This window comes from Bathymodiolus platifrons methanotrophic gill symbiont (assembly GCF_002189065.1).
GTDB lineage: Bacteria > Pseudomonadota > Gammaproteobacteria > Methylococcales > Methylomonadaceae > Methyloprofundus.
The window spans coordinates 1-25628 of the sequence record NZ_BDMN01000230.1 but is presented as its reverse complement, the minus strand read 5'-3'; the positions used below and the strand labels follow the sequence as shown (position 1 = coordinate 25628).

The 25628-nt window shown below is 38.4% G+C and carries 21 protein-coding genes, 1 tRNA gene and 2 pseudogenes; 7 read left to right on the top strand and 17 right to left on the bottom strand.

Annotated elements, in window-relative coordinates; all coding sequences use genetic code 11:
* Nucleotides 1-185: 185 nt before the first annotated feature.
* The 7 genes from CDZ78_RS13160 to CDZ78_RS13125 all read right to left on the bottom strand — a co-directional run bounded on the left by CDZ78_RS13160 (nt 186) and on the right by CDZ78_RS13125 (nt 10394).
* Nucleotides 186-3380, bottom strand: coding sequence for a type I restriction endonuclease subunit R (locus tag CDZ78_RS13160; protein ID WP_087870419.1), 3195 nt, complete (start codon nt 3378-3380; stop codon nt 186-188).
* The gene (locus CDZ78_RS13155) at nt 3380-4702 is read right to left on the bottom strand and encodes a restriction endonuclease subunit S (protein WP_087870418.1); all 1323 of its coding nucleotides are present in this window, start codon (nt 4700-4702) and stop codon (nt 3380-3382) included. Before CDZ78_RS13155 ends, CDZ78_RS13160 begins: the two co-directional genes overlap by 1 nt.
* Nucleotides 4699-6558 carry an HsdM family class I SAM-dependent methyltransferase gene (locus CDZ78_RS13150; protein WP_087870417.1) on the bottom strand — a complete coding sequence of 620 codons (1860 nt, stop codon included), beginning with the start codon at nt 6556-6558 and terminating at the stop codon, nt 4699-4701. The genes CDZ78_RS13155 and CDZ78_RS13150 overlap by 4 nt, the downstream gene beginning before the upstream one ends.
* 466 nt (nt 6559-7024) lie before the next feature.
* On the bottom strand, nt 7025-7306 hold the full coding sequence (locus CDZ78_RS13145) for a hypothetical protein (RefSeq protein WP_087870416.1): 282 nt from the start codon (nt 7304-7306) through the stop codon (nt 7025-7027).
* A 592-nt stretch (nt 7307-7898) separates the two neighbouring features.
* Nucleotides 7899-8300, bottom strand: coding sequence for a recombinase family protein (locus tag CDZ78_RS13140; protein WP_307190500.1), 402 nt, complete (start codon nt 8298-8300; stop codon nt 7899-7901).
* A gap of 1069 nt (nt 8301-9369) precedes the next feature.
* Entirely contained in the window at nt 9370-9624 is a 255-nt protein-coding gene (locus CDZ78_RS13130) for a hypothetical protein (RefSeq protein ID WP_140414055.1), read from the bottom strand.
* A gap of 89 nt (nt 9625-9713) precedes the next feature.
* The gene (locus CDZ78_RS13125) at nt 9714-10394 is read right to left on the bottom strand and encodes a hypothetical protein (RefSeq protein ID WP_087870413.1); all 681 of its coding nucleotides are present in this window, start codon (nt 10392-10394) and stop codon (nt 9714-9716) included.
* A 579-nt stretch (nt 10395-10973) separates the two neighbouring features.
* Here CDZ78_RS13125 and CDZ78_RS13120 point away from each other — a divergent pair.
* The 5 genes from CDZ78_RS13120 (at nt 10974) to CDZ78_RS13100 (ending at nt 17200) form a co-directional block, all read left to right on the top strand.
* Nucleotides 10974-12302, top strand: coding sequence for a site-specific DNA-methyltransferase (locus tag CDZ78_RS13120; RefSeq protein ID WP_087870412.1), 1329 nt, complete (start codon nt 10974-10976; stop codon nt 12300-12302).
* Nucleotides 12295-12705, top strand: a complete 411-nt coding sequence (locus tag CDZ78_RS13115; protein WP_087870411.1) for a DUF5681 domain-containing protein — start codon at nt 12295-12297, stop codon at nt 12703-12705. Before CDZ78_RS13120 ends, CDZ78_RS13115 begins: the two co-directional genes overlap by 8 nt.
* Complete coding sequence (gene terL, locus CDZ78_RS13110; protein WP_167374297.1) at nt 12695-14143, top strand: phage terminase large subunit; 1449 nt, start codon at nt 12695-12697, stop codon at nt 14141-14143. The genes CDZ78_RS13115 and terL overlap by 11 nt, the downstream gene beginning before the upstream one ends.
* Before the next feature lie 631 nt (nt 14144-14774).
* A complete protein-coding gene (locus tag CDZ78_RS13105) occupies nt 14775-15308 on the top strand; it encodes a DUF2924 domain-containing protein (protein WP_087870409.1) in 534 nt (177 codons plus the stop codon).
* Nucleotides 15305-17200, top strand: a complete 1896-nt coding sequence (locus CDZ78_RS13100; protein ID WP_087870408.1) for a recombinase family protein — start codon at nt 15305-15307, stop codon at nt 17198-17200. The genes CDZ78_RS13105 and CDZ78_RS13100 overlap by 4 nt, the downstream gene beginning before the upstream one ends.
* A gap of 25 nt (nt 17201-17225) precedes the next feature.
* Here CDZ78_RS13100 and CDZ78_RS13095 read toward each other — a convergent pair.
* Nucleotides 17226-17458: pseudogene (locus tag CDZ78_RS13095) on the bottom strand (transposase); the annotation flags it as partial.
* A 76-nt stretch (nt 17459-17534) separates the two neighbouring features.
* Here CDZ78_RS13095 and CDZ78_RS13090 point away from each other — a divergent pair.
* Nucleotides 17535-17756, top strand: coding sequence for a hypothetical protein (locus CDZ78_RS13090; RefSeq protein ID WP_140414053.1), 222 nt, complete (start codon nt 17535-17537; stop codon nt 17754-17756).
* Here CDZ78_RS13090 and CDZ78_RS13085 read toward each other — a convergent pair.
* The 8 genes and pseudogenes from CDZ78_RS13085 to CDZ78_RS13050 all read right to left on the bottom strand — a co-directional run.
* A pseudogene (locus tag CDZ78_RS13085) lies at nt 17737-17931 on the bottom strand (DDE-type integrase/transposase/recombinase); the annotation flags it as partial. The gene CDZ78_RS13090 and the pseudogene CDZ78_RS13085 overlap by 20 nt on opposite strands.
* Nucleotides 17932-17987: 56 nt before the next feature.
* A tRNA-Ser gene (locus CDZ78_RS13080) sits at nt 17988-18075 on the bottom strand.
* Between the two features lie 69 nt (nt 18076-18144).
* Nucleotides 18145-20040, bottom strand: a complete 1896-nt coding sequence (locus CDZ78_RS13075; RefSeq protein ID WP_087870406.1) for an ATP-binding cassette domain-containing protein — start codon at nt 20038-20040, stop codon at nt 18145-18147.
* 129 nt (nt 20041-20169) lie between these two features.
* Complete coding sequence (locus tag CDZ78_RS13070) at nt 20170-20415, bottom strand: YfhL family 4Fe-4S dicluster ferredoxin (protein ID WP_087870405.1); 246 nt, start codon at nt 20413-20415, stop codon at nt 20170-20172.
* 2 nt (nt 20416-20417) lie between these two features.
* Nucleotides 20418-20903, bottom strand: a complete 486-nt coding sequence (coaD, locus tag CDZ78_RS13065; RefSeq protein WP_087870404.1) for a pantetheine-phosphate adenylyltransferase — start codon at nt 20901-20903, stop codon at nt 20418-20420.
* A gap of 223 nt (nt 20904-21126) precedes the next feature.
* A complete protein-coding gene (gene rsmD / locus CDZ78_RS13060; RefSeq protein ID WP_087870403.1) occupies nt 21127-21681 on the bottom strand; it encodes a 16S rRNA (guanine(966)-N(2))-methyltransferase RsmD in 555 nt (184 codons plus the stop codon).
* Complete coding sequence (locus CDZ78_RS13055) at nt 21681-22871, bottom strand: M16 family metallopeptidase (RefSeq protein ID WP_087870402.1); 1191 nt, start codon at nt 22869-22871, stop codon at nt 21681-21683. The genes rsmD and CDZ78_RS13055 overlap by 1 nt, the downstream gene beginning before the upstream one ends.
* Entirely contained in the window at nt 22861-24210 is a 1350-nt protein-coding gene (locus tag CDZ78_RS13050) for a M16 family metallopeptidase (RefSeq protein ID WP_087870401.1), read from the bottom strand. The genes CDZ78_RS13055 and CDZ78_RS13050 overlap by 11 nt, the downstream gene beginning before the upstream one ends.
* 85 nt (nt 24211-24295) lie before the next feature.
* Here CDZ78_RS13050 and cyoE point away from each other — a divergent pair, with 85 nt between their 5' ends.
* Nucleotides 24296-25186 (top strand): heme o synthase, encoded by an 891-nt coding sequence (gene cyoE, locus CDZ78_RS13045; RefSeq protein ID WP_087870400.1) that lies wholly within the window; start codon nt 24296-24298, stop codon nt 25184-25186.
* Nucleotides 25187-25443: 257 nt separating this feature from the next.
* Here the strand turns inward: cyoE and CDZ78_RS13040 are convergent.
* Nucleotides 25444-25628: 5-formyltetrahydrofolate cyclo-ligase (locus CDZ78_RS13040; RefSeq protein ID WP_280175583.1), on the bottom strand; the 185-nt coding region annotated here is incomplete at its 5' end.

Here is a 25628-nt window from a genome sequence, read left to right as displayed (position 1 = left end):
AACTGAAGTTTCCCAATAATTATTTATGGTAAAATTGAAACTATGCTACAACTATATGAAAAAAATAGTCTTTTCATTCGTTTCAAATGCTATTGCCTAAGGGGAATTAAGTAGGGGGTTGCTATAAACATGGCAAAACCACCTAAAATAAACCTCGATACACCAGCATTGTGTATTTCAGCTACTCAATAATTGGGAAACTTCAGCCCATTAACATCCCCAGATTTAACTAAGTCATAAACAATCCCAACAAAATCATCCATCACCTGTTTATCTTTTAATAACACGCTGGCAATAGCGTTGTGAGAGGTCATAGCTTGGATAACGGACTGAGTAACGACTTTAGGCAAGTCGCCATTCATAGACTGTTCTTTAGTGTTTTTGTTTATTTGTTCAGAAACCAGGTCATTATTTTTTGTCTGATTAGTTACTTGAGTGACAAAATGTTTCTGATCTTCACTCGGAGCAGTATCGCCAAAAAGCTCATTTAATTTTGTTATTATTTCAGATAAAAATTCTTTTTCTCTATCACTTGCAGGTGATTCATTGGCTTTTAATGGACTTAGTTTTTCTAAGTCTTTATCATTCTCTTTCTGCTCTTCTGTAGGAGCAATACTGTATCCAGACATCATGATGCCAGTAAGATCAATTTCTTCAGGAGAGCCCCCTTTAAGACGCTTTGCTAGCAACTGCGAGAAAGCAGCAAAGTTTTCCAAATCAGCATCATCAAAACTGATTAATTGAGCAATATAATTATAGGTTCTAACAAATCGACTTAAATTCGTTTTAAACCTCATTAATTCTTCGCGCTGCTTGGTAAATTCACTACGCTGATGTTCTGTTTGCTTTTGAGCAACTTTATCACCTAGCGCATAAGCTTTTTCAAAAGCGTTATCCCATTTTTCAATGCTTTCATTTAAGTTTTTTAATTTACTATTAAAAACATCTGTTGGTCTTTGGGTAGCTGCATATAACAATTTATGCATCGATGCGTTAACCTCACCTTTCAGTAAAGACTTATCGCGAGTTTTTTTAAAGGATTCTTGATCTTGTTGGTTATATATATTAGCATCATCCAGGATATCTTTCATGTCATAAACGACATTTAAATCCTGAACTTTTTCAAGCTCTGCTCCTTCGTCGTATTGTTTAAATGCAGCTAAAATAACATCAGATTCGTTAACAAAATCAATAATAAAAGTTTTATCCTTTCCTGGGTAAATTCTATTTAATCGTGAAAAAGTTTGTACCGCTTCAATGCCACTAACTTTCTTATCAACATACATGGCAACCAATTTAGGTTGGTTGAACCCTGTTTGAAATTTATTGGCAACTAACATAATACGGTATTCACGTTGCTCAAAGGCATGTCGTAAGTCTTGAGAGCCAATAGAATTCATATTAGATTCCGAAAACTCTTCATCATCCGCAACAGTAAATCCTGTGAGATCACCTAAATCATCTGCTTTAATTTTTCCAGAAAAAGCGACTAACGCTTGTATGCCTTCAATATAATTATTTTTAATATATTTATCTAAAGCTAATTTATATTTCACTGCAGAAGCTCTTGAGCTGGTGACAATCATAGCTTTAGCTTCGCCATTCAATAAATGTGAAACATTATCTTTAAAATGATTAACAATAAAATCAACTTTTTGACTGACATTAGTAGGATGTAATGAAATCCATTTTGCTAATGATCTACGCGCATATTTTTTATCAACCCGTTTATCTTCCTCAATGGATTCATTTAATTTAACTGCCGTTGTATAAGACATGTAGTTTTCTAATACATCCAGGATAAATCCTTCCTCTATCGCTTGTCGCATCGTGTAACGATGGAATGACTCAGGTTTATTTGTATCAGAAACAGGTTGCGTCGGATCTTCTGGACGACCAAATAAGGTCATGGTGCTATGTTTAGGGGTTGCAGTAAAAGCAAAATGACTGACATTCGTAGGTCTAACCCTTGATTTTTGGACTTCAAGAAGTAAATCATCAACGGTCATATCTTCCATTTTCTTTTTTGAGTCCATTGATAAAGCCGCTCTTAATCCCTGGGCATTACTGCCTGTTTGCGAGGCATGCGCTTCATCAATAATCACGGCAAAATTGCGTTTTGAAAGTGATTTATCAGTAAGAATAGCTTCGATCGCATAAGGAAACGTTTGGATCGTCACGACAATAATTGGCGTTCCTGAGGTTAATGCTTTTGCCAATTGTTTACTTTTGGATAAGCTGGTTTTTTCTCTTTCAATTGCAGAGATAACCCCAAATTGGTGATCGATTTGTTGTACTGCATCTTGGAGTTGAGCATCTAAAACATTACGATCGGTGACAATAATAACTGAATTAAAAATAGCTTTTCCATCAGGGGATCTTAAGCTAATTAAATCATGAGCTATCCAGGCAATAGTACTGGTTTTACCAGACCCCGCACTGTGTTCACACAGATAATTTCTCCCAATACCATATTGTTTAGCATCCCCAATCATTTGATTGACGGCTTCTAATTGATGGAAACGAGGAAAAATTAAGGTTTCTTTACGGTAAGGATTGCCCGACACATCGACCTTATCACTGGTCTCTACATAAACAAAACTATGAAAAATTCTTAACCAGGCATCAGGTTTTAAAATATCTTCCCAAAAATAAGCAACAGGATATTCATCATCGTCTCTTGCAGGATTTCCCGCATGTCCGTCATTACCTTTGTTAAACGGCAAGAAATAAGTGTTTTGAGCATCTAACTTTGTGGTCATCTGAATATCACTATCAGACATTGCAAAGTGAACAACTGCACCGCGTTTAAAGGTTAAAAGAGGTTCTTTACGATTGGTCTTAGGGTCAATCGGCAAGCGATCTTCTTTATATTGAGTAACAGCAGATTCGGAGGATTGTGTAAAATCTGTTTTTAACTCAACGGTGGCAACAGGAATTCCATTAATAAAAAAAACTAAATCAATTTCCCACTCCCTGGTTGGACAATATTTTAATTGCCTAACTACTCGTAAGCGGTTTTCCTTATAGCGTTGATTAACCTTTTCATTCCGGTCATCTTCAGGCGCTTTTTGTCCCATATCAATTTGACCGGCACCTGCAATCTTGAAACCATTCCTTAAAATATTAATGGTTCCACCTGTTTTTGAGTCCAATCCTTTCGCTAAACGATCAAGTAAAACAGTCTCTGCCGATTCACCATTTAATGTAACTAATTTTTCCCAAACATCAGGTTGAGTTGCTTTAATCCAGGCGATGACATCATCTGGATATAAGGCTCGCTGTTTATCATATTCACTTGGTTTTCCTTCAAGCCATCCCTGATTAACTAACTTTTCAGTAATATAATCTTCAAAATGTATTTCGTGGTGATCTGCCATTATGCGACTTCCTTGTTTCTAACGTCTATTTTTCCAGTGACTGCCGCGCTGATTAAGGCGGTGCGGTGTTCTTTTAGGAGTTCTATTGAGTTTTGGGTTTCTTTGATCAACCCATTTATTTTAATAACTTGATTGTCAAGATAATCAACAATTTTTTGTTGCTCTGTTTTATCTGGGTAAGGAATATTAAAATTATTAAACGAATCTGTTTGTAGTCGCCATCTACCATTATTCGCAACTCCTTGACCTAAACCAAAGAAAATCTTATTTTTATATCCTATTTGCATTAAATAAAGATAATATCGATCAACAGTCTCAGGGTCTATTAGTGAAAAAAACCTGTAATCTGGGCTGGTAACACCATGAAATTTAGATAAATCAACATAACCGGTTAATAAATCCATGTGGTTCATAGCAAAGTCACCAACTTCAACAAATTGGTATTTTGCATAATCCATAGATAACTGACCTTTTCCACTAACCGTATCCTTAACTTTTATTCCTTGTTGTGTAATAGATAAAACTGGATACCCTTCTTCGCCTGAAATGCGTTTTCTTATTTCAAATAGATGCTTAACTTTTTTAATAGCCCAGTGTTCAGGAACCTTGCCTATCCAGTCAGCTCCTGAGTCTTTCATTTTAGCTGTTGAATCTAAACCTTTCGTAATAACATGATTAATTAAGACTAAATGTTTTTCTTTTAATAAAGAAATGAATTTTTCTTTTTCTTTGATAAGGGAGTCTATGCGAATGGTTTCACGGTCTAGGAAGTTGGCTATAGCTTTTTGCTCTGAAAGGTTAGGTAATGGAATTATAGTATTTCCAATAGAGTTCTGATTTAAACCGTATCTAGTCATTCCTGGGGACATGACTTTGAAATAAAACTTACTTATATCTGATTGAATTACTCTATGGATAAACCGATTAGTACCTACTTTACCAGATGAAATTATAGTGAGGTGATATCCACACACAACATTATCTAATTCTTCAGCGACAATAGTAGGTATACCGATATCGCTAGGGTCTTCGGAATCTTTAGTCATAATGACATCACCAATTAAAAGTGACATCGTTTCAATTTCTGATTTAGAGGCCGTTGCTACCATAAAATCCATGTCATTTTTAATAAATTCATTGTAATAAACATCCGTGTAGTTACATAGCCTAACTTTAGATTGATCTTCGTAGCTTTTTTTATCAACATTACTGTTTTTATAATCAGCAACAAACCTTAATCTTTTTATTTCCCAATGCTCTGGAATCTCCTCTAACCATTCAATCCCTGATTCCTTATACTTAGGGTATGGTTTAAACTTCATTCTGCCACCTCAGCCAACATAGCTGGGATTCTTGCTTCCGATGCTTTTAGGTCGGCATCGATGTCATGTAATGATCTAGGTGGTGTGTATTTGTAGAAGTATCGATTAAAGTTAATCTCGTAACCTACAACACCTGTTTTTCCATCTTTTTCATCGCGTTTGCTGTAATCAATAAAGGCATCAGGCACATGCGGTAAAACTTCTTCATTAAAGTAATCTTCAATATCCTGTTTAAGTGGTACGATTTCCTGATCATTAAGATTAGTATCAGGAATGACCTGGCCTTTTTTATCTAAGACCACTTCTAATTCAGGATCAGTAACAATAAACGTATTCACTATTGCTGTGGCAATCGCTTTAGTAGCCTTTCCAAAATTACTTGTATTACTTTTTTCTTTAACGATTTCTTCAGCCCAATAGTAATCCTTATCACCTAGTTCTGACGTTAAAAACGATTTCCAAACGTTTTGTTGTTCCTCTTTTAACTTAGAGAAAGCGTTTTGTTCATCAAGACTAGTAATACCTTCCTCGGTGATGGTTAGCTTGGCTCGTAATGGTCGCTTAATGTCAATCCGTCTATAACCAAAATCTTTAGTATCAAATATTTTAGTGATTTCTGATTCAGTAAGAGCATCGTATTCCCTTAAAATATCATCAATCTGCTCATCCTTAAGATAACGTCTTTTCTTCCCTTCTGATTTACGCATGGAAGACCAGACATCACTTAAATTGATTAACTGAACTTTATCTTTGCGTTCTACTGCTTTTTTATTGGATAACACCCAGACATAAGTGCCAATGCCTGTATTGAAGAACATGTCATTTGGTAACGCTATAATCGCCTCAACAAGATCCTGTTCTAATAACCAGCGTCTAATTTCTGATCCACCTGATCCAGCCTTACCATTAAATAAAGGGGACCCTGATAGAACAATACCTACACGACCACCACCGTTTTCAGGTAGTTCCCTTTTTGAAACAAGATGCAAGAGGAATAACATAGAGCCATCTTTAATCGTGGGTAAACCTGGTCCAAATCGTCCTGCATACCCTAAATCTGCTCTTTCTTTTACAACCGCATCTTGATCTTTTCCCCATTTAATTCCAAATGGAGGGTTTGCTAATCCATAGTGAAATTTATTCGTTTTTAATTGGTCATTAGAAAGCGTACTGCCTTGTTTTATTTTATCTGTCTCAAAGCCCTGAATCATCATTGAAATCATCGCTAATGCATGCGTTTCAGGGTCTAACTCTTGACCAAAAGGAACAATTTTCGCTGTTGGACTTAATTCTTTTATTTGAGCAATACCATCAGAAAGGAAACCTCCTGTACCGCAAGTGGGATCATAAATAGATCGAATAACCCCTGTTTCCATAAAGATTTCTTCATCCTCATGTAAAACTAACTTTGTTGCCAAACGCACCACATCGCGGGGAGTCATGAATTCCCCCGCTTTTTCATTAACTGAAGTGGCAAATTTTCTGATTAAATGTTCATAAACATTACTCATCACCCGATCTGAAACGACATTAGGATGTAGATCAATAACGACAAAATTATTAACAATACGGTAAAGTAGTTTTGCTCTTTCAAGTTTGACTAAAGTATTAAAAAAATCAAATTCCTCAAAAACCACCCGCACATTAGAAGAAAATTTACTAATATAATCTTCAAGGTTAGCGCGAGTGTCTGTAGCTCCTAATGTAGATAAGGTATAGGTGCTCGTATTATAAAAAGAAAACCCTGATTCATTTGGTAGAATCAAATCTAACTCAATCCCTGAGTCTTTTATTTCATTATATCGCTTTAAAACAACCTCTCTGGTAGGCTCCAGAACACATTCGCTGAAAATCAGGGAAACGTAGCCTAAGCGAAGTGATGATTTTTAGTCCGCGATAGCCGTAGGGCCGTTGTTTTGTCGGAGTCTGAGCGTTAGCGAAGGTGGAGACAAAATAAAAGGCCATCCGACACGGCGTCAAGTCATTTGGAGCCTATGTTCCGACCCCTTGTTGGGTCGGGACGAGGTGACGAGGACGAATCGGGGCCGCCGGAGGCATAAGTGGTCGCGTTAAGTTTTTGCTGCTTGCTTGGGCTGGGATGCCCAAAACAAGCTTTCGCAAAAATAGCGACTCCCCGCTTCATCTCTTGAATAACAGATTTAATTGTCTTATTTAGGTCTTTATCAAGATTATCAGATTTAATTTCAGCAACAATTTTATCTATTTTTTTAAAATCTTCCGTTTTGCTCGTTCCAGTTCTCCCTGGGGTTCCAAAATAATCATTTAATCTATTGATATTAATGCTTTTATTGAGGGATTTTTTTATAATATCACGCGCGAGACACGTCGTAATATCAATTTTTTCTTAAAAACTATATTGTGTAGCCAACAAATAACTATCTTTCTTTTGACATTTTTAGAAGCTGCAGCGTACAAAGCGCCTTTGTATCTATATTTTTCTATATTCGCCTCGTATTCATCATATTTATCAGATTTAAATTCTTTAGATAATTTTTCGGCTTTAATAATTTCCTCTTCGTACTCAATTAGAGATTTCAGTCGCACTCCATCAATACTCATTGGGGCCTGGCTTGCTTTAATCATTTTTTTACCTTTCTTATCACACCTATAAGATAATTATAGTCATATAAACGATCACCGTTAATACCTTATCTTAAATCATCTACACAATAGATAAGATAAAGTATTCAGAAAATATGACAAACACCTATTATAGCTATGTATAATGATGTTTAGCTTTCATATATTAAATGAAAGAAAAAGTTTATTTTAAGGTAACTGTTAAAAAAATGGCATGATGTTCGATAAAAATACTGCAATATTTAGCTATTCATACGCTGAAAATCAGGGAAACGTAGCCTAAGCGAAGTGATGATTTTCATTTTTTTACCTTTCTTATCACACCTATAAGATAATTATAGTCATATAAACGATCACCGTTAATACCTTATCTTAAATCATCTACACAATAGATAAGATAAAGTATTCAGAAAATATGACAAACACCTATTATAGCTATGTATAATGATGTTTAGCTTTCATATATTAAATGAAAGAAAAAGTTTATTTTAAGGTAACTGTTAAAAAAATGGCATGATGTTCGATAAAAATACTGCAATATTTAGCTATTCATAATGATGTTTAACTGATAATAATTCTTATAATAAAACAAGTACTAATAATTTTTAAGAATTCTATAAACAGAGGCAATCCCAATTTCTAAACGATCAACAATAACTTGCTTGTGAAATCCGTCTTCGTCCATTTCTTTAATCCTCAAACTTTTAGCTAGTGCCGTTGGTTTTCGTCCCTTGTAAACACCCTTTTCTTTCGCCTTTGCGATCCCCTCAAGTTGCCGCTCTTTACGAATAGACCCTTCAAATTCTGCAAAAACTCCCAGCATTTCAAGAAACGCTTTCCCTGCAGCTGAATTAGTGTCAATAGGCTGCTCTGTCGCCTGCAGCTCAACACCTTCAGATTTCAGATCGTAAACTATGTTTTGTAAATCACGCAAGCTTCTTGCGAGACGATCAATACGAGTAACAATTAACGTTTCACCTTCGCGCAAATAATTCAAACAATTTTCTAATTCTGTTCGACCATTTTTTGAAGTTCCCGATTTTTTTCAGTAAAGATTTTATCGCAACCGACTTTTTTTAACGCATTAACTTGTATTTGAAACTCTTGCGTAACCGATTTTTTGACCTTTTGACATCACCCTACCCCATCTTTTAATCTTTTTTTATTTTAACATTTTTTCTTAATAGGGTTAAGATGCTGTGATAAATAAAAAAAGTAGCTCTGAGTGCCGTATATTCTCACTGAGAATATATCCAGTATTTTTTATTATTAGAGTACACCCTATTAATAACGAAAATTATTCATATATTAAAATAGATGTAGAGGAGCAAAGTTAAGCCTCTAAACATAGAATTAAGTAAATTAAATGATTTATTTAGCTAAATAGAATATGTGTGTGTTACATGTGTTTTTGTGTAACACAAATAACACAAGTTAGATTAAACAGAATTAAATAAATAGTAATTTTAATAATTAAACATTTGGTTGTGAGATTAATTTCTTTTATTCAATTCCAAAAATGCAAAGAATTCCCACCCTAAAAAATAATCATGGAATTAATAAATTTTTAAATCAGTTATTGAGAAAGGACCTCAATCCATATTTTTATTTACTTAAAAAACCTACAAATAACAACTCTAAACGATATCCAATATTAACACTTAGGATTCATTATTATAAAATATATTTAATTTTATTTAATAACGGAGTTGTTATGCATTTTTTTTGAAATTAGCGAGATAATCGTCTATTTTTTATTTTCTATTCTTGCAATAGGCATTATTCATGGCGATCGTAAACGTAAGATAAGAGTCGAGTCAGAATTTAAAAATAGAGCGGATGATGCAATAGATAATAAATTATCTGATTATTATTCATCGGAAATAGATGCTAAAAAACTAGCCGATATAAAAAATGAATTGACAACATTAATAATGGGTATCGGAGGTAGTTATAACTGTCCAGGATTTTATATCCTGGTCATCATGAAGCTTATATTCATGTTGAATCATACCTCTATTTACAGAGATTAAAAGTTGTATGCCAACAGATTTTTTAAAATTCGACTACCCACTGTATTTCACATAGAGCCTTTTTTTTACCGTTGCCATGGAGTCCGGGCCGTTGTTCTCGCAGTTGCTTAGCCTCCCTATCCGCTGCAATACTTCCCCATTATTTTTGCGAAAGCTTGTTTTGGGCATCCCAGCCCAAGCAAGCGGCAAAAACTTAACGCGACCACTAATGCCTTCGGCGCCCCAGACGTCCTGCGTACGTGCCACTTCGCCATTACCATCGTAAACTCGGTGCTGGCTTCGTAACACTCCCTCAAATGACTGGACGGCGTTTTTCGGAATGCCTTTTATTTTGTCTCCACCTACGCTAGCGCTACGATTCCGACAAAACAACGGCCCTACGCCTTCTGGGGACTACCAGCCCTCGCGTTCGCTCTCCATGGCTGGCAGCGAAGGTAAACACCTTTTATACCATCCTGATCGCCTTGATGAACCGTATCCACCCTTATATAGCCTGGCTTTCCTAGCGTGTTAGGTTTGCGTCTGTCACCAATCGCAACCTGCCTGGATTTGGTTTTTTCAAAGTGCCTTCGCTGTTTTTGATACCCGGTTGAACCCCGTAAGTTATAGAGGTGTGATACTGAGATATTGGCAATATTTTTATACTGTGTTTCATCAAATATTGAATAGGCTCGCTCACAGAGTTTTTTAATGACAGCGCCGCTAGGTGTGTTGTAGCGCTCATCCATCTCAGCCAGCAAAGCAATGTCAGTCGCGGTATATTTTCGTTTGAACCCCGGCGGTTTGTTTGTTCCTCTTTGTTGTACGACACCCGCCTTCAGATATTGCTGAATAAGCCGAGTAATTTGTTGGAGAGAGTATCCTGTCACTTGCAATAGAAAGCGTATGACGATACCTTTTTGTCGCTTATTTAACGCCCTGTAGTGAAACTGCTTTAATGTCGATTGGATAAAATAATATCGCGCTTTTTTGTCCCCTGGGATGCTAAATGCAACCGCTTGTGAGCCATCTAAAAACGTCTGTAATTCTTCAGTATTTTTTAATGCCTTAAGGTTCATGATAGTTTCCATTTCTATATCATGAACAGATTAAATGAATTTGTCAGCTTAGACTCATTCTATATTGGAATACCGTGCTGTTTTCAGACTCATTTCGTATTGGAGAAGGCTGGTAGTTGCATTTTTTCACCACAATGCTAGAATAATAAAGTTGTTGATAGTTCTGATGGTGGATTCCTTTTCTAGAATAGTCATTAACATCATCTCAATGTAAGTTGAGTTAAATAAGTGAGTTGTGGATTCAACTGTAATGTGTCAAAACACATACAATGCTTATTGACTCAAAGTGCCTGGCACTTGCTGGCTTGGGGTAAGGACAGTGGATTCTGTTGTATAGGTTCGGTTGGATTACTGAATTCTTCTTAGCGTTTTAGAAAATATACGATGGATAAGCATGTCATACTCAGCACTGCTATTCTAAACTTCATGGAAGCTATTTGCTGATATGTATACCTAGCAAGATTGGTATGCAAGCATTTATTCGCTTTTTTGTGGTTATTTCAACCGTATATTTTCAAAAACACAATCACCGCAAGCCTTATTGCGCTTGTTGATTTTTATTTTTGAAGGAAATATCCGATGAAAGCATCCTCAGAGCATTCGATTACACAATTTGACGTTAATAGTCTAACGCCACACCCTGATAATCCACGCGTGCACAGCAAGGCACAAATCAAGCAAATTGCAAACAGCATTGAGTCGTTTGGTTTTAAAATCCCTATCTTGGTGGATCGCAACCATCAAATCATTGCGGGTCACGGTCGTGTCGAAGCGGCTAAATTATTAAATATGGCAGCGGTTCCTGCTGTCGTGGCTAATGACTTAACTTCTATTCAGTCTAGAGCATTAATGATTGCCGACAATAAACTCACTGAAAATGCCCAATGGGATACTCAACTTCTCGCCAATAACTTTCAAATACTGAATGACTTAGATTTGAACTTTGATTTAGACGTGACAGGTTTTGATTACGGTGAAATTGAGCAACTGTTAATTTTAGATGAGCCTGCACTAGAAAACCAAGAGAGTTTATTAGATATCGACGCGTCTTTGCCAGCAGTCTCTCAGTTAGGTGATATATGGCAACTGGGCAAGCACCGCATTGTATGCGGCAATTCATTAAACAGTGATTCTTATAAAACCTTGCTTGGAGAACAAACAGCACAACTCGTGTTTAGCGACCCGCCTTATAACTTACCCTCCAGCACGATTGGCAAGGTGTGTGAAAAACAGCACGGTAATTTTCAGTTTGCCAGTGGTGAAATGAGCCAAGAAGCCTTTATTGAATTTCTAACCACCGTTTTTTCGCATTGCCGTGATTTCAGTAATGATGGCTCCATTCATTATCACTGCATGGATTGGCGGCATCTACAAGACATTATTACAGCGGGGTTATCCACCTATGATGAGTTAAAAAATATTTGTGTGTGGGTAAAGGATCGTGCAGGTATGGGATCGTTTTATCGTAGCCAGCATGAAATGGTCATGGTCTTTAAAAAAGGGGGCGCAACTCATCAAAATCACTTCAAGCTTGGCCAAAATGGAAGATACCGCACTAATGTCTGGTCTTACCCAGCTGTACGGATGGTTGATGATACGGGGAGTGATTCTCAAGACGCTTTAAGCATTCATCCTACCGTAAAGCCGGTAGCCATGATTATGGATGCTTTACAGGATTGTTCAAGGCAACACGAAAATATACTCGACCCTTTCCTGGGTAGTGGCAGTACCTTAATTGCTTGCGAAAAAACCAAGCGTTGTTGTTATGGTATCGAGATCGAACCTAAGTACATAAACGCTACCATTAGACGTTGGCAAGCTATGACAGGTCTCGATGCTGTTTGCTTAAGTCGTAATAAGCAACGTTTCTCTGAGTTAGAGCAACACGGAGAAAATACTCATGACTAAAGATCAGAAGCATCACTCCAATGACAAAACTTATTCTACTGGGTATAAACAACCACCTAAACAATTCCAGTTCACTAAAGGTCAATCGGGGAATCCACGAGGTCGACCTAAAGGCTCAAAAAATTTAACTACACTGCTGCAAACAGAGCTTGATCAGACGATTATTGTCCAAGAACAAGGGCAGAATAAACCCATTAAAAAGATCGAGGCCATTGTGAAGCAGTTCGTCATGAAGGCGCTTAAGGGTGATGTACGATCGATTGAATATTTATTTAAACTGATCATCAGCCTTAATAATGATCAAGAGCCAGCTAACACACCTAGCTTTGAAGTTGACCCTGAGATTATGAAAAATCTATTTGATCGCCTATCAAACAGTAAGGATGTTCTCAATGACAAATAATAAATCCTTATCATTCCGCCAATATCAGTCCGTGTTATGGGAAGATTTATCGAGCTTTATTCAATTTACTTTTACTATCATAGAGCCCCATACACCGTACTCACACAATGCACATATTGATTTAATCGCTGATCACCTGATGCAAAGTCATCAAGGCGAAGCACGTAATTTGATTATCAATATGCCGCCTAGAATGATGAAGTCTTTATCTGCGAGTGTCGCCTATCCCGCTTGGGTATTAGGTAAAGCCCCACAAACTAAAATCATGTGCGTGAGCTACTCTGAAGATTTAGCACGGGACTTGAGTATGAAAACACAACAACTCATGAAATCAAGAGAGTACCAAGCTATTTTTCCTGGCACACAGCTATCTGATAAAAGACAAACATTACTGGAATGTCATACTACAAGTGGAGGTGGACGTTATGCCGTATCCACTGGAGGTGCGATTGCAGGCTTAGGTGCAGACATCATTATTATTGATGACCCCATTAAGCCCAGCGACGCCAATGGTAAGCGCCTGGAAAGCTGTAACCGCTGGTTTAGTGAGAATATTTATCAGCGCTTAAATAATAAAAATACTGGCGCAATCATTGTTGTAATGCAAAGAGTTCACGAAAACGATCTCACCGGTTTTTTACTCGAAAAAAAAACACCTTGGCAATACTTGTGCTTACCCGCTATCGCTGAATCTGATGAGTCCCGAGCTTTAAAATCGGGGGGGCATTACTACAGAAAACAAGGTGATGCGTTACACCCCGAAAGAGAGTCTTTAAAGCAATTAGATTTTGTCAAATCTGATTTGGGCAGTTATGTTTTTGCCGGGCAATATCAGCAGCAACCGGCACCCGAAGGTGAATCAATCGTTAAACGCGCATGGTTTAATGAATATCATGAGGATGGGTTACCTAACTTCGATTTAATCATTCAGAGTTGGGATACGGCAATGACGGAGAATGAGTCTTCTGATTATTCGGTTGGCATGACGATAGGCTATATTAAGGACGGTTATAAAAATTACTACTATATTTTGGATGTCATTCGTAAAAAAATGGAATACCCCAAACTATTACACTGCATCCGATCATGGATTCATAAAAATAATCACCATACGCATAAAAAAGTCATCGTTGAAGACATTGGTTCAGGTAAGGCTATTATTCAGTCTTTGCGAAACGAAGGCCATAATATATGCGCCTATAAACCCACAGCAGACAAACACACTCGATTAATTGCTGTGACAGATATACTTGAAAGTGGTTTTGTCTACTTACCTAAAAAAGCGCAATGGTTAGATGACTTTTTGTTAGAGGTCACTCGCTTTCCTAATGCTAAACATGATGACCAAGTCGACGCGCTCTCACAAGCCCTTAATTGGCTGATGAGCAATTATCGCGTACCCGTAAGAGTCATTAGAAGACCTTCTATATTGGGATAGGACAGATGAAAAAGAATATTTTATTGGGTTCGCTGAACCGCTCGTACACCCAATCCCTCTTTGCGAACTTTAAGGACTCCAGTAACCTTACTGATAAGGGACTTAATATTTTGCATCGGCGTTCCTTGGGTTTCTGAAAAAACAGTCCCACAAGCGATACATTCATAAAGGTCTCTTGGCAGGGAATAGTTTAAGCCCTATCCCACCACCCTCATAAACTCGGTGCTGGCTTCGTAACACTCTCTCAAATGACCGGACGGCCTTGTGGAATGCCTTTTTGTCTTCAACTACGCCTTCTGAGGACTACCAGCCCTCGCGTACGCCCTCCATGGCTGGCAACGGATGCTTTACGCACTCGATACTGCTCAATAATTTTTGTGAGCACACAACTCCGCGTTCGTCGGCATAATGCCCCTTCAGACGCGGCATGCTACCTCAACAGCAGTTGGTGAGCGTTTAAATGTCCTTTATTCGACAAAAATGGGCAACAGACGCCTAGATACGGTTAAAAACATCGAGCATTGCAGAGTACGTGAGTTTGATTCTAGTGAAATAAGTCAGTTACTGTTAGATTACTTGCTATAAACACCCACTAGAGCGTTACTGTCATCATTTTATCCACAAGGTACCCATGAAGACAGACCTTACAAAAGACTCTATTCAATCATTAATACAAGGCATTTCAATAGCCCCTGATCAACTAAGCGAGCATTCATTGCTCACTTTACAGGCTATTTGGAAGGCGCTTTATCCGCGTAAAAAAACGCCTCATTTAAAAACGCTGTTAATACGAGAGATAGCCTACCACATTCAGTACAAAGAGCATGGTGCCTTAGATCAACAAAGCTTAAGAACATTACAAACAGCCAAAGCTAACTACATTCGCTCACGGTCTGGGAAAGGGAAAAGCAATAACTCTAAGCCTGATAGCAATAAAACCATTCCCCCTAAAGCCTCGCACATCTTAGCTGATGGCGCGATACTCAAACGTCAATTTAACGGTAGGCTGTATGAGGTGATGGTTGTTATTCGGGATACTAAGCAGTATTTCTTATTTAATGGCGACGAGCATAAAAGCTTATCAAGTATTGCAAAAGAAATTACCGGCGCACATTGGTCTGGCCCACGATTTTTTGGCTTAACTAAACTCAAGAAAAAACGATGAGTGAATTTATAAAAAAATACCGTTGTGCCATTTATACGCGCAAATCTCATGAAGAAGGATTAGAGCAAGCATTTAATAGTTTAGATGCCCAAAGAGAATCAGGTGAAGCTTATATTCAATCACAAAAACATCAAAATTGGTTGTTAATTACAAAATATTATGACGATGGCGGTTTTAGCGGTGGTAATATTGATAGGCCTGCACTACAAGCCCTATTATCTGACATCAAGCACAATAAAATCGATATTATCGTCGTTTACAAAGTCGATCGTCTTTCTCGTTCTTTAGGCGACTTTGCCAAACTGATGGATATATTCGATCAACATAAAGTCTCATTTGTATCTGTTACTCAACAGTTTAATACCACCAGTTCCATGGGGCGTTTAACACTGAATATGCTACTATCTTTTGCTCAGTTTGAGCGAGAGGTTACCGGTGAGCGTATTCGTGATAAATTCGCCGCCAGTAAAAAGAAAGGTCTATGGATGGGTGGATCACCGCCTTTAGGTTACAGAATAAAAAATCGCAGACTTGAAATTATCGAAGAGGAAGTCAAAATTGTTCAAAGCATCTTTCAAAAAACGATGGTGGGCACAGCACCTTTAGTCATCTCCACGCAATTGAATGAACGAAATATCACGACCAAGGCATGGATCAGCCAGAAAGGGAATTCACGAGGCGGTAACTACTGGACTCCTAAGCAGATCTATAGAATCTTAACTAATCCCATCTATATTGGCAAAGTTAAACACAAAGAAACCCACTATAAAGGTGAGCATCAATCGATTATTACAGATGATGTTTGGAATACCGTCAAAAGTATAATGACTCAAAATCATAAACCAGCACATCCGTCGATTAAAAAAGTGAGTGAGCCATTCCCCCTAAAAACACTTGTCAAAACAGAGACTGGCTCTGCGCTCAGCCCCTCAACAACTAAGGGCATTCGTTACTATGTCAGCCAAGATGCCATTAAGCATGGCTTTAAGAACTGCCCTATAAAATCCCTCAATGCCAAACGACTTGAAGAATTAATCATAGCCTATGTGTTAAATTCTTTGCCTGAACTTATCAAACAATATGTACTCAATAAATATCAGCAGTCGGAGAACGAAGCATGGTCGATCTTAAGAACACTCATTTTTGAAGTTAAAATCAGCACAAGGGCTATTTGGGTCGTTTTGCAACAAAACAAGATCCGTGAGCTAACCTTGATCTTAGAACAACAAGCTTTCAGAAACACTCAAAATGATAAAGAAGACTTATCAAGCCCTTTTGATATTATGTATCCAAGCCAAGTGATCGAAGATGAAATTTATCAAACGATACGCTTAGATATACAGATAAAAAGACACGATGGTAAACGATGGATTTTATCCAAAGACGGCAAACTTATGTTTATAACTAACCATAAAAAAAATCCGCTAGACAATGCGATATTGAATGCTATTGCCGAAGCATATGTTTGGAAAGAGCTTATGTATCCAAGCCAAGTGATCGAAGATGAAATTTATCAAACGATACGCTTAGATATACAGATAAAAAGACACGATGGTAAACGATGGATTTTATCCAAAGACGGCAAACTTATGTTTATAACTAACCATAAAAAAAATCCGCTAGACAATGCGATATTGAATGCTATTGCCGAAGCATATGTTTGGAAAGAGCAACTCATAAAAGAACAAATCAGCGTGAAACAATTGGCTCAAAAACTAAGCATCAACCCCAATTTCATCTACAAACGATTAAAGCTGCTATCTTTATCAAGTACCATTTTGAAACAAATCACTTCAAATAGTTTATCGCCGATGATCTCAATCAAAGACTTATACCAAGCTAGCGATCACCTTTGTTGGCAAAAACAGCATCAATTCTTAGCGATTCAATAGCCAGTAAACGCATCTTTTTACCTGATTAGCAAGGGTCTTCCGCCAAACGCAACCAAGCCTCGGTTCGGGTCTCAGTGCCCTCGGAACGACCAGAATACGCTCAGGCAAAGTCTTGAGAATAAATCTCCGATTGAACCGATAGGCAATAGCGGCCAAATAACGGTGGGCATACTTGCTAAAATCAAAGGCATGATAAGCGCCATTGAGGCTGGTCTTGACGTTGTCCAGAACAGTGTTCACCCAATTAAATTCAGGTATACTTCGCGCGGTCACGGATGCGGAAAAATATTGATATAATCAACAAATTTTAGTGGACAACCTATTCATGATTAAAATGGAATTTACAGAAGATGAAATCAATGAGCTTTATCATGAATTCATGGGTCACCCTGCTGGAACAACCAAAAATAAACTACATGTTGTTTATCTAAAATCACTAAATTTATCACATCAAGATATTGCATTAATTGCGCGAGTTGATACGGTTCTGTCGCAAGTATTATTGAAAAATCAGAAAGCCTTGTCTTCAGGCGTAACTATCCTGCTAAAGCCATAAACTGCTTATAAGCAGGCATATTTTCCTCAGACAATTGTCCCTTTCGGATCATATGTGCTGTTTCAATTCCAGCAATAGTTGCTTGAGCGGAGTGAAACGCTTTGAAGCCCATCATCGGTTTTGTTATTTTTTTGATAAAGCGATGATCCTGTTCGATGATGTTATTCAAATATTTGGTAGTGGGTTAAATCTGTTATTTCACTTAAATAATTAGGAGAAGTAAAAGGTTAATGGCGGAGAGCAAGGGATTCGAACCCTTGATACGTTGCCGTATACACACTTTCCAGGCGTGCGCCTTCGGCCGCTCGGCCAGCTCTCCATATTAGATAGTTCAACGAACGCTGAACAGCAGAGTATAATAAAACAGCTTGAAGCTTAATGCAATCTATTATTCTCCCAAGGCTTCTAACTCATCCCATCGTGCATAAGCTTGTTCCAAATCTGTATTAATTTTTGCTAATTTTTTAAGTATCAGGTCAACTTCTTTCTGGTCTTGCTGATAAAACTCCGAGGCAACTATTTTTTCATTAACTTCTGCCTGTTTGCTTTCCAGAACTTCAATTATAGCGGGAAGTTCAGTCAGTTCCTTTTGCTCTTTATAGCTTATTTTTTTCTTTTCTGTTACTGTTTCAGCAGACAGTTTACTCTCGGCTTTAGATACTTTTTTAAGGGATTTCGCCTGGTCTTTTGCCTGTGCCTGACTATAGGCTAACCAATCTGAGTAACCTCCAACAAATTCACTGACTACCCCTTCCCCTTCAAAAACAATGACGCTGGTGACGACATTATCTAAAAAGACCCTATCATGACTGACGATTAATAATGTACCGGTATATTCAACCAGGCGTTCTTCAAGTAACTCCAGAGTTTCCATATCTAAATCATTAGTGGGTTCATCCATAATGATCAGGTTGGCTGTTTTGGTAAATAATTTTGCCAGTAATAAGCGGTTTTTTTCTCCACCCGACAAGGCTTTAACGGGTGAACGTGCGCGCGCTGGTGCAAATAGAAAGTCACTAAGATAGGAGATAACATGTCGAGGCTCTCCATTAATCAACACATGATCATTACCTTCTGCGATTGAATCTGCAACGCTAATTTCTAGATTCAGCTCCTCTCTTAGCTGGTCAAAATAGGCGACCTGTAATTTAGTGCCTTGTTCTACTGTTCCGCTATCAGCTTGCAAATCTTTTAATAATAGCTTTAAAAAACTGGTTTTACCGGCACCATTCGGACCAATTAAACCAATTTTGTCACCTCGCTGTATGACGGTCGAAAAGTTTTTCACGATCGCCTTATCAGGATAGGCGAAACTGACATTCTGCATTTCAATTACTTTTTTACCCGAGGCTTCACCGCTAGCCATAGTCAGTTTAGTGGTGCCCTGTAAATTGCGACGTTGTGCGCGTTCTTTGCGTAATGCTTGCAGCGCTCTTACACGGCCTTCATTACGTGTTCTACGTGCCTTGATTCCTTGCCGAATCCAGACCTCTTCTTCAGCTAGTTTTTTATCAAACAAAGAATTTTGCGTTGCTTCTTCTTCTAATGAAGCCGCTTTTTTTACCAGATAATCGGCATAGTCACCTGGCCATGAAACTAACTGCCCTCTATCTAGGTCAATAATACGGGTTGCTAATTTTTGCAAAAAGGAACGGTCATGAGTGATAAATAAAATAGCACCTTTAAAATTAAGTAACTGCTCTTCCAGCCATAGGATGCTTTCCAGATCCAGGTGGTTAGTTGGCTCATCTAATAACAATACTTCAGGATCAATGACTAGGGCTTTAGCTAAAGATACACGTCGCTTCCACCCGCCCGACAGACCTTTTACTTTACTTTCTGAAGGTAGATTCAAGCGAGTTAAAATATTTTCTACCCGCTGCTGTATTTGCCAGCCATTATGCACATCAAGCTTATGCTGTAAGTCACCCATTTCTTTCATGACTGCATCAGTAAACTCTGTCAGCAAGGTCAGTTCATGATAACGCTTAATCCATTCTCCTACTTCACCTAAACCACCGGCAACAACATCATAAATGGTTTCCTCATCCGGGAGGTGAGGCATTTGTTCTAGTACTGCTATACGCAATTCAGGCTTATACCAGACCTCACCTTCATCCGCATGAATATGCCGCATGACGATTTTCATCAAGGTCGATTTCCCTTCTCCATTGCGGCCTAACAACCCAACTCGCTCACCTTCTTCTAATTGAAAATGAGCTTGTTTAAGTAAGGCATGTGTGCCAAATGCGATGGAGACTTTTTTTAAGCGTAATAATGCCATGTTATTGTGTTTACTCTCAAAATTTAAATGATAATTTTTGCTAGTAGCGGACTGAAGTCCGCTCTACATTTACCAAAAAAAAAGAGGAGCAATGCTCCTCTTTTTATACCCTGCAAATAATAAATTGTATTACGCAGTTAATTTAAGATACTTTTCATACAGAGTATCCTGTTCTTCAACCTTTTCAGGGTCTTTATCAATACAATCTACAGGGCAAACTTCAATACATTGTGGAAGATCATGATGGCCGACACACTCTGTACAAAGCTCTGGATCGATAATATAAATTTCATCTCCCTGTGAAATCGCTCCGTTCGGGCACTCGGGCTCACAAACGTCACAGTTAATACATTCATCATCAATAAGTAGTGACATGCTTATCCTCTATTAAACTTTTCAATTAAACACTGTAGTACATTATTAGGCACAAATTCGGAGACATCTCCCCCTAACCTTGCAATTTCCTTAATCATACTCGAAGAAATAAACTCATATTGTTCGGCTGGAGTTAGAAACATGGTCTCAAGCTCAGGCGATAATCGACGATTCATCCCTGCTAACTGAAACTCATACTCAAAATCTGAAATCGCCCTTAAACCGCGCAAAACAACGTTCGCATCATACTGTTTTGCACAATCAACCAGTAAATTATCAAAGCCAATAATATCGACATTGTCAAATTCAATAGTTACCTGCTCTAATAATTTTACCCGTTGCTCTATGTCAAACAACGGTGCTTTATTATTATTAACAGCTACGGCAACAATAACTTTATGATATAGCTTTGCCGCACGAGCAATAATATCTATATGTCCATTGGTGACAGGATCAAAAGTGCCCGGGTATATTGCCGTTATATTCATTTTCTCTTTACTAATCCGGGTACATAGATAATGCACAGAATTTTTCTTAGCCGAACATTATAACTTGAATAATGCAGCTGTGATGTTTTTTTTGTATTTTCAGGTTAGATTACTTTGCCGGGTTACGTTTTTCTTGCTCCGCAATAAAAATCTAACCCGGCCTACATTGAGGAAATATTATTACTTGCGGGCTAAAGCCTCGCCCTACATTGAGGAAGTTTGATTAATCCGTGCGCTCGAACAAATAATAGGCAACTTCACCTGCAGTTTTATGTTTTAGCATAGCCCAGTTTTCAGGCAACCCTGTTAATTTTAATTTACTTTCTACTTCTATATAGATTTTGGCGTGACTGGCTAACCACAGCTTATCTTCTAACCAGTTTGCCGCTTGTACGGCATAGCCTTTTGCAAATGGGGGATCCAGAAAGACCAGATCAAAGGTTTCTGCATTTCCAGCAAGATAACGAAACACATCCTGCTGTACAATTTTCACCTGACTTGCTGAAACCAATTCGGTATTTTGTTTTAATTGCCGGCACACTTTGGCATCACTTTCTACCTGAACAACCTTTTTTGCTCCTCGCGAAGCGGCTTCCATACCTAATGCACCACTGCCTGCATACAAGTCCAGACTACGACTGGCTATGACATCAGATTGCAACCAGTTAAATAGCGTTTCCCGCACTCTAGCAGGTGTAGGACGTAAACCCTGCACATCTGGAAAGGGTAGATTACGGCCACGCCATTGCCCACCAATAATCCTGACTTTATTAGCCACTATAGCCCGCCAACACTGATGATTTGCAATAAATTAGTTTTTACTCGGCGCTGAAAGGCTGATTTAACTTGTTCGGCTGTGACATTCGCCACTTTACCTGAAAAGGTATCCAGATAGTCTAAAGGCAGCTGATAAAAAGCAAGCATTGCAATATAATTTAATAACTTTCTATTATTATCGAAACGCAACACAAAACCACCTGTCAGGTTTTTCTGTGCAGCAATTAATTGCTCTTCAGTAGGCCCTTGAAGAATAAAGTCAGCAAGCGTCTTTTGCATGACTTCGATCGCGATATTGCTTTGTTTATTTTGCGTTTGCAAGCCCATGGTAAACGGCCCAGCCTCTTCTAATGGTGAAAAATAACTATAGGCACTATAAGCGAGCCCGCGTTTTCCCCGGATTTCATTAAATAGCAGAGAAACTAAACCACTTCCACCTAAAATATGATTACCAACATAGAGAGGAAAGTAGTCCGGGTCTTTCCTGCTTAATACTGGCATGCCAGCCAGTATATGTGTTTGTGTTGAAGGAAAATCAATATGCTCTGTTTTAGACTTTTTAGGCAAATTAACCTGTGGCAGTTCTTCCGCATTTTCTCCCGGTTTTAACTGCTTAAATAAGGTTTCTGCTATTTGCCACGCCTGCTGTTGCGTTAAATCTCCAACAATAGCTAACACACCATTCTTAGTCACATAAAACTGTTGGTAGAATTGCTTAATATCAGATAATTGTATTTGCCTTAAGGACTCTGCATCACCAGCAACCAGATGCGCATAGGGATGCTCACTATAGATAGACTGATAGAAGGTTTTTTTAGCTATAAAGCCCGGTTTTTCCTGTTGTTGCTTCAATCCAATCAGTTTTTGCTCTTTTATTCGCTGAAACTCTGCCTGCGCAAATTGTGGCCGACTAATGATTGCCTGAAAAGTATCTACAGACTGCGCCAATAAATCAGCCTGAGTTAAACTACGCAATCCAACCCAGCTAGTATCACGATTTGTAGCATGGCCATATTTCGCCCCGACAGCATCAAAGACCAGACGAATATCAACCATTGGCAAACCGGGACTAGCAACAAAATAAACTTGCCCACCCTGGCTTGTTTGCCAATGCTTAATAGGCACTAATGCAAATGCCTGCACACTTACCAAACTTAAGATAATTGAAATTAGCAGATGTTTAGTGCGCATGATGAACTCCAGATTTTGTATTAGCCAGCATAGTTTGTGGCTCTAAATAAGCAATACTCAATTGAGACTCCACTAGATACTTATCAGCCACCCGACGTACTTGCTCAGCGGTAACCTGATTAATTTTGTCTCTAAACTGCTCGGATTTTTGCCAGCCTAATCCCACTGTTTCAGCCATGCCTAATTTCATTGCCTGGTAAAACAAAGAATCCTGTTCATAAACGGAACTTGCCATTACCTGCGCTTTAACTCTTGCTAGCTCTTTGGCACTAACAGGCTCTCTTTGTAACAACCTGATTTCTGCCTTTAATGCGACTTCCATATCTAATAAAGTTTTACCTTTAACCGGTGTTGCTTCGATCATAAATAATTCTTCTAAACGCGCCCCCAAGTCATATCCCACACCAATGGAACTGGCAATCTGTTGTCCGTGTTGTAATTTAGCTGGCAAGCGTGCACTATTCCCCCCATCCAGCACGACCGCCAAAACATCTAAAGCATAAACCTCCCATGCCTCCTCCACCACTTTGAAACTGGGAACTTTATAAGCCATAAGTATATATGGGACTTTAGCAGGCAATTTAACCGTCATACGCCTAGTGCCTACCTGCGCCATTTCAGTTTGTGGTTTTAATTCTGGTATTTTCTGGATGGGAATGGGAGCAAAATACTGTTCCGCTAATTTAAAAACCTCTTTAGCCTGCACATCCCCCGCAACAACTAAAGTAGCATTATTAGGTGCATACCACTGTTGATACCATTGCTGTAGATCATTAACCTGGTAATTTTCTATATCAGCAGGCCAGCCAATAACCGGGTTTCTATAAGGAGAATTAGAATAGGCCATCGCCATTAAGTATTCTTGTAACTTGGCACGCGGATTATCTTCAGTACGCATACGTCGTTCTTCCATGACCACTTGCAACTCTTTTTCTAGTTCATCTGCTAATAAATGAATGTTTTGCATACGATCTGCTTCTAATTCAAAGCTAATCGCTAAACGAGACTTTTCCAGCGTTTGGAAATATGCGGTATAATCCCGCCCAGTAAAAGCATTTTCCCTGCCCCCGTTTTCTGCAATAATTTTAGAAAATTCACCTGCAGGATGCTTATCAGTACCTTTAAACATCATATGTTCAAGCATATGCGAAATACCAGTGATACCAGAGGGTTCATAACTTGAACCTACTTTGTACCAGATTTGCGAGACAACGACAGGAGAACGATGTTCTTCTTTAACTAAAATTTTTAGTCCATTAGCTAACAGATGCTCTTTAACTTCGGCCGCCTGGATACTAAAAGAATAAAATAACAACACAACAAAAAGATGAGCAACCATTACACTTTCTCCCTAACTATAATGCATAAAATACCAGTGAACTGTGTATTCTATCCCAGATACAAATTAAAATTATAAACAAAGCATGTCAAACGAAAAAACAACCATCACCTGGAAAAATCACCTTGAGTTATGCAAGCCAAAAGTAGTTGCATTGCTGGTTTTTACTGCCAACGTTGGTATGTTGCTAGCTGTCCCTGGGATGCCTCCCATTGCATTGTTTATCTATGCGACTATTGGCATAGGCTTAGCATCTGCATCCGCTGCCGCTATCAACCATTTTATTGACCAGAAAGCTGACGCTGAGATGGCGCGTACTCAAAACCGCCCTTTACCACAAGGCGATCTCAGTTCGGCTAATGTCCTTAGCTTTGCAGGTGTATTAGGTGTTTTAGCCATGTTGATACTGGTTTTTCAGGTTAATACACTAACAGCCATCCTTACTTTTATATCTTTAATTGGCTATGCGGTAATTTATACCGTATATCTCAAGCGCATGACTCCGCAAAATATCGTCATTGGTGGTGCCGCAGGTGCTGCTCCACCTCTACTTGGCTGGTGTGCAATGACAGGCGAAGTTCATCCTTATGCCTTACTATTATTCCTTTTAATCTTTGTCTGGACCCCTCCCCATTTCTGGGCACTAGCCATTGCCAGACGAGATGAATATGCAAAAGTAAATATTCCCATGCTGCCCGTTACTCATGGCACAGAGTTCACCCGTTTACAAATTTTGCTGTATACCATTTTATTATTTATCGTCACCTTGCTCCCTTATATAACAGGGATGAGTGGTTTGATTTATGTGATCCCGGGAGCTTTACTAAGCCTGGGATTCATTTACTTTGCGATAAAAATGATGCGCACTAAGGAAGACAAAACGGCGATGCAAACCTTTGGTTATTCCATCGTTTACTTAATGCTGATTTTTGCACTTTTATTAATCGACCATTATTTCAAATATACAATCAACTGAAGATAGTAACTTCTCATTATTTGGGGGCATGGGCGGCTCGCCCATGCAAGCGGGCAGGCTGCCCGTATCCCCAAAAAAAACCTTGCCCGTGAATAATGCGTTATTACTGACGAAACCCTTAACTCACTGATTCTTATTATTTATTTTAAAATAGCTGTGAGTGGCATTTTTTGAGTTAAATTCATAGTTCCTTTGTTTCTGATATTGAGCGTGACTATATAAATACAGATGGACTAAAGCCACACTCTACATGCTTATCAGCCTTTACCTGTATAAATACTAGTTTCAGTAATGACTGTATGCATATAAACATCATGTTCCTGCATTAGAATTTTCTCAAAAACCTGACTATCAAAACAAATACCAATTAATTTACTTTTCGCTGCCAGACGCACAAACAGACGATCATAATAGCCTGCTCCATTACCTAGCCGACCGCCTT

Bases quoted from the DNA above. Each gene is read 5' to 3' on its own strand.
- CDZ78_RS13155 (WP_087870418.1), bottom strand. From the start codon at position 4,702: ATGAAGTTTAAACCATACCCTAAGTATAAGGAATCAGGGATTGAATGG.
- CDZ78_RS13075 (WP_087870406.1), bottom strand. From the start codon at position 20,040: ATGGCATTATTACGCTTAAAAAAAGTCTCCATCGCATTTGGCACACAT.
- CDZ78_RS13160 (WP_087870419.1), bottom strand. From the start codon at position 3,380: ATGGCAGATCACCACGAAATACATTTTGAAGATTATATTACTGAAAAG.
- CDZ78_RS13125 (WP_087870413.1), bottom strand. From the start codon at position 10,394: ATGAACCTTAAGGCATTAAAAAATACTGAAGAATTACAGACGTTTTTA.
- CDZ78_RS13100 (WP_087870408.1), top strand. From the start codon at position 15,305: ATGAGTGAATTTATAAAAAAATACCGTTGTGCCATTTATACGCGCAAA.
- CDZ78_RS13070 (WP_087870405.1), bottom strand. From the start codon at position 20,415: ATGTCACTACTTATTGATGATGAATGTATTAACTGTGACGTTTGTGAG.
- CDZ78_RS13120 (WP_087870412.1), top strand. From the start codon at position 10,974: ATGAAAGCATCCTCAGAGCATTCGATTACACAATTTGACGTTAATAGT.
- CDZ78_RS13055 (WP_087870402.1), bottom strand. From the start codon at position 22,871: ATGCGCACTAAACATCTGCTAATTTCAATTATCTTAAGTTTGGTAAGT.
- coaD (WP_087870404.1), bottom strand. From the start codon at position 20,903: ATGAATATAACGGCAATATACCCGGGCACTTTTGATCCTGTCACCAAT.
- terL (WP_167374297.1), top strand. From the start codon at position 12,695: ATGACAAATAATAAATCCTTATCATTCCGCCAATATCAGTCCGTGTTA.
- CDZ78_RS13050 (WP_087870401.1), bottom strand. From the start codon at position 24,210: ATGGTTGCTCATCTTTTTGTTGTGTTGTTATTTTATTCTTTTAGTATC.
- CDZ78_RS13105 (WP_087870409.1), top strand. From the start codon at position 14,775: ATGAAGACAGACCTTACAAAAGACTCTATTCAATCATTAATACAAGGC.
- CDZ78_RS13115 (WP_087870411.1), top strand. From the start codon at position 12,295: ATGACTAAAGATCAGAAGCATCACTCCAATGACAAAACTTATTCTACT.
- CDZ78_RS13145 (WP_087870416.1), bottom strand. From the start codon at position 7,306: ATGATTAAAGCAAGCCAGGCCCCAATGAGTATTGATGGAGTGCGACTG.
- cyoE (WP_087870400.1), top strand. From the start codon at position 24,296: ATGTCAAACGAAAAAACAACCATCACCTGGAAAAATCACCTTGAGTTA.
- CDZ78_RS13090 (WP_140414053.1), top strand. From the start codon at position 17,535: ATGGAATTTACAGAAGATGAAATCAATGAGCTTTATCATGAATTCATG.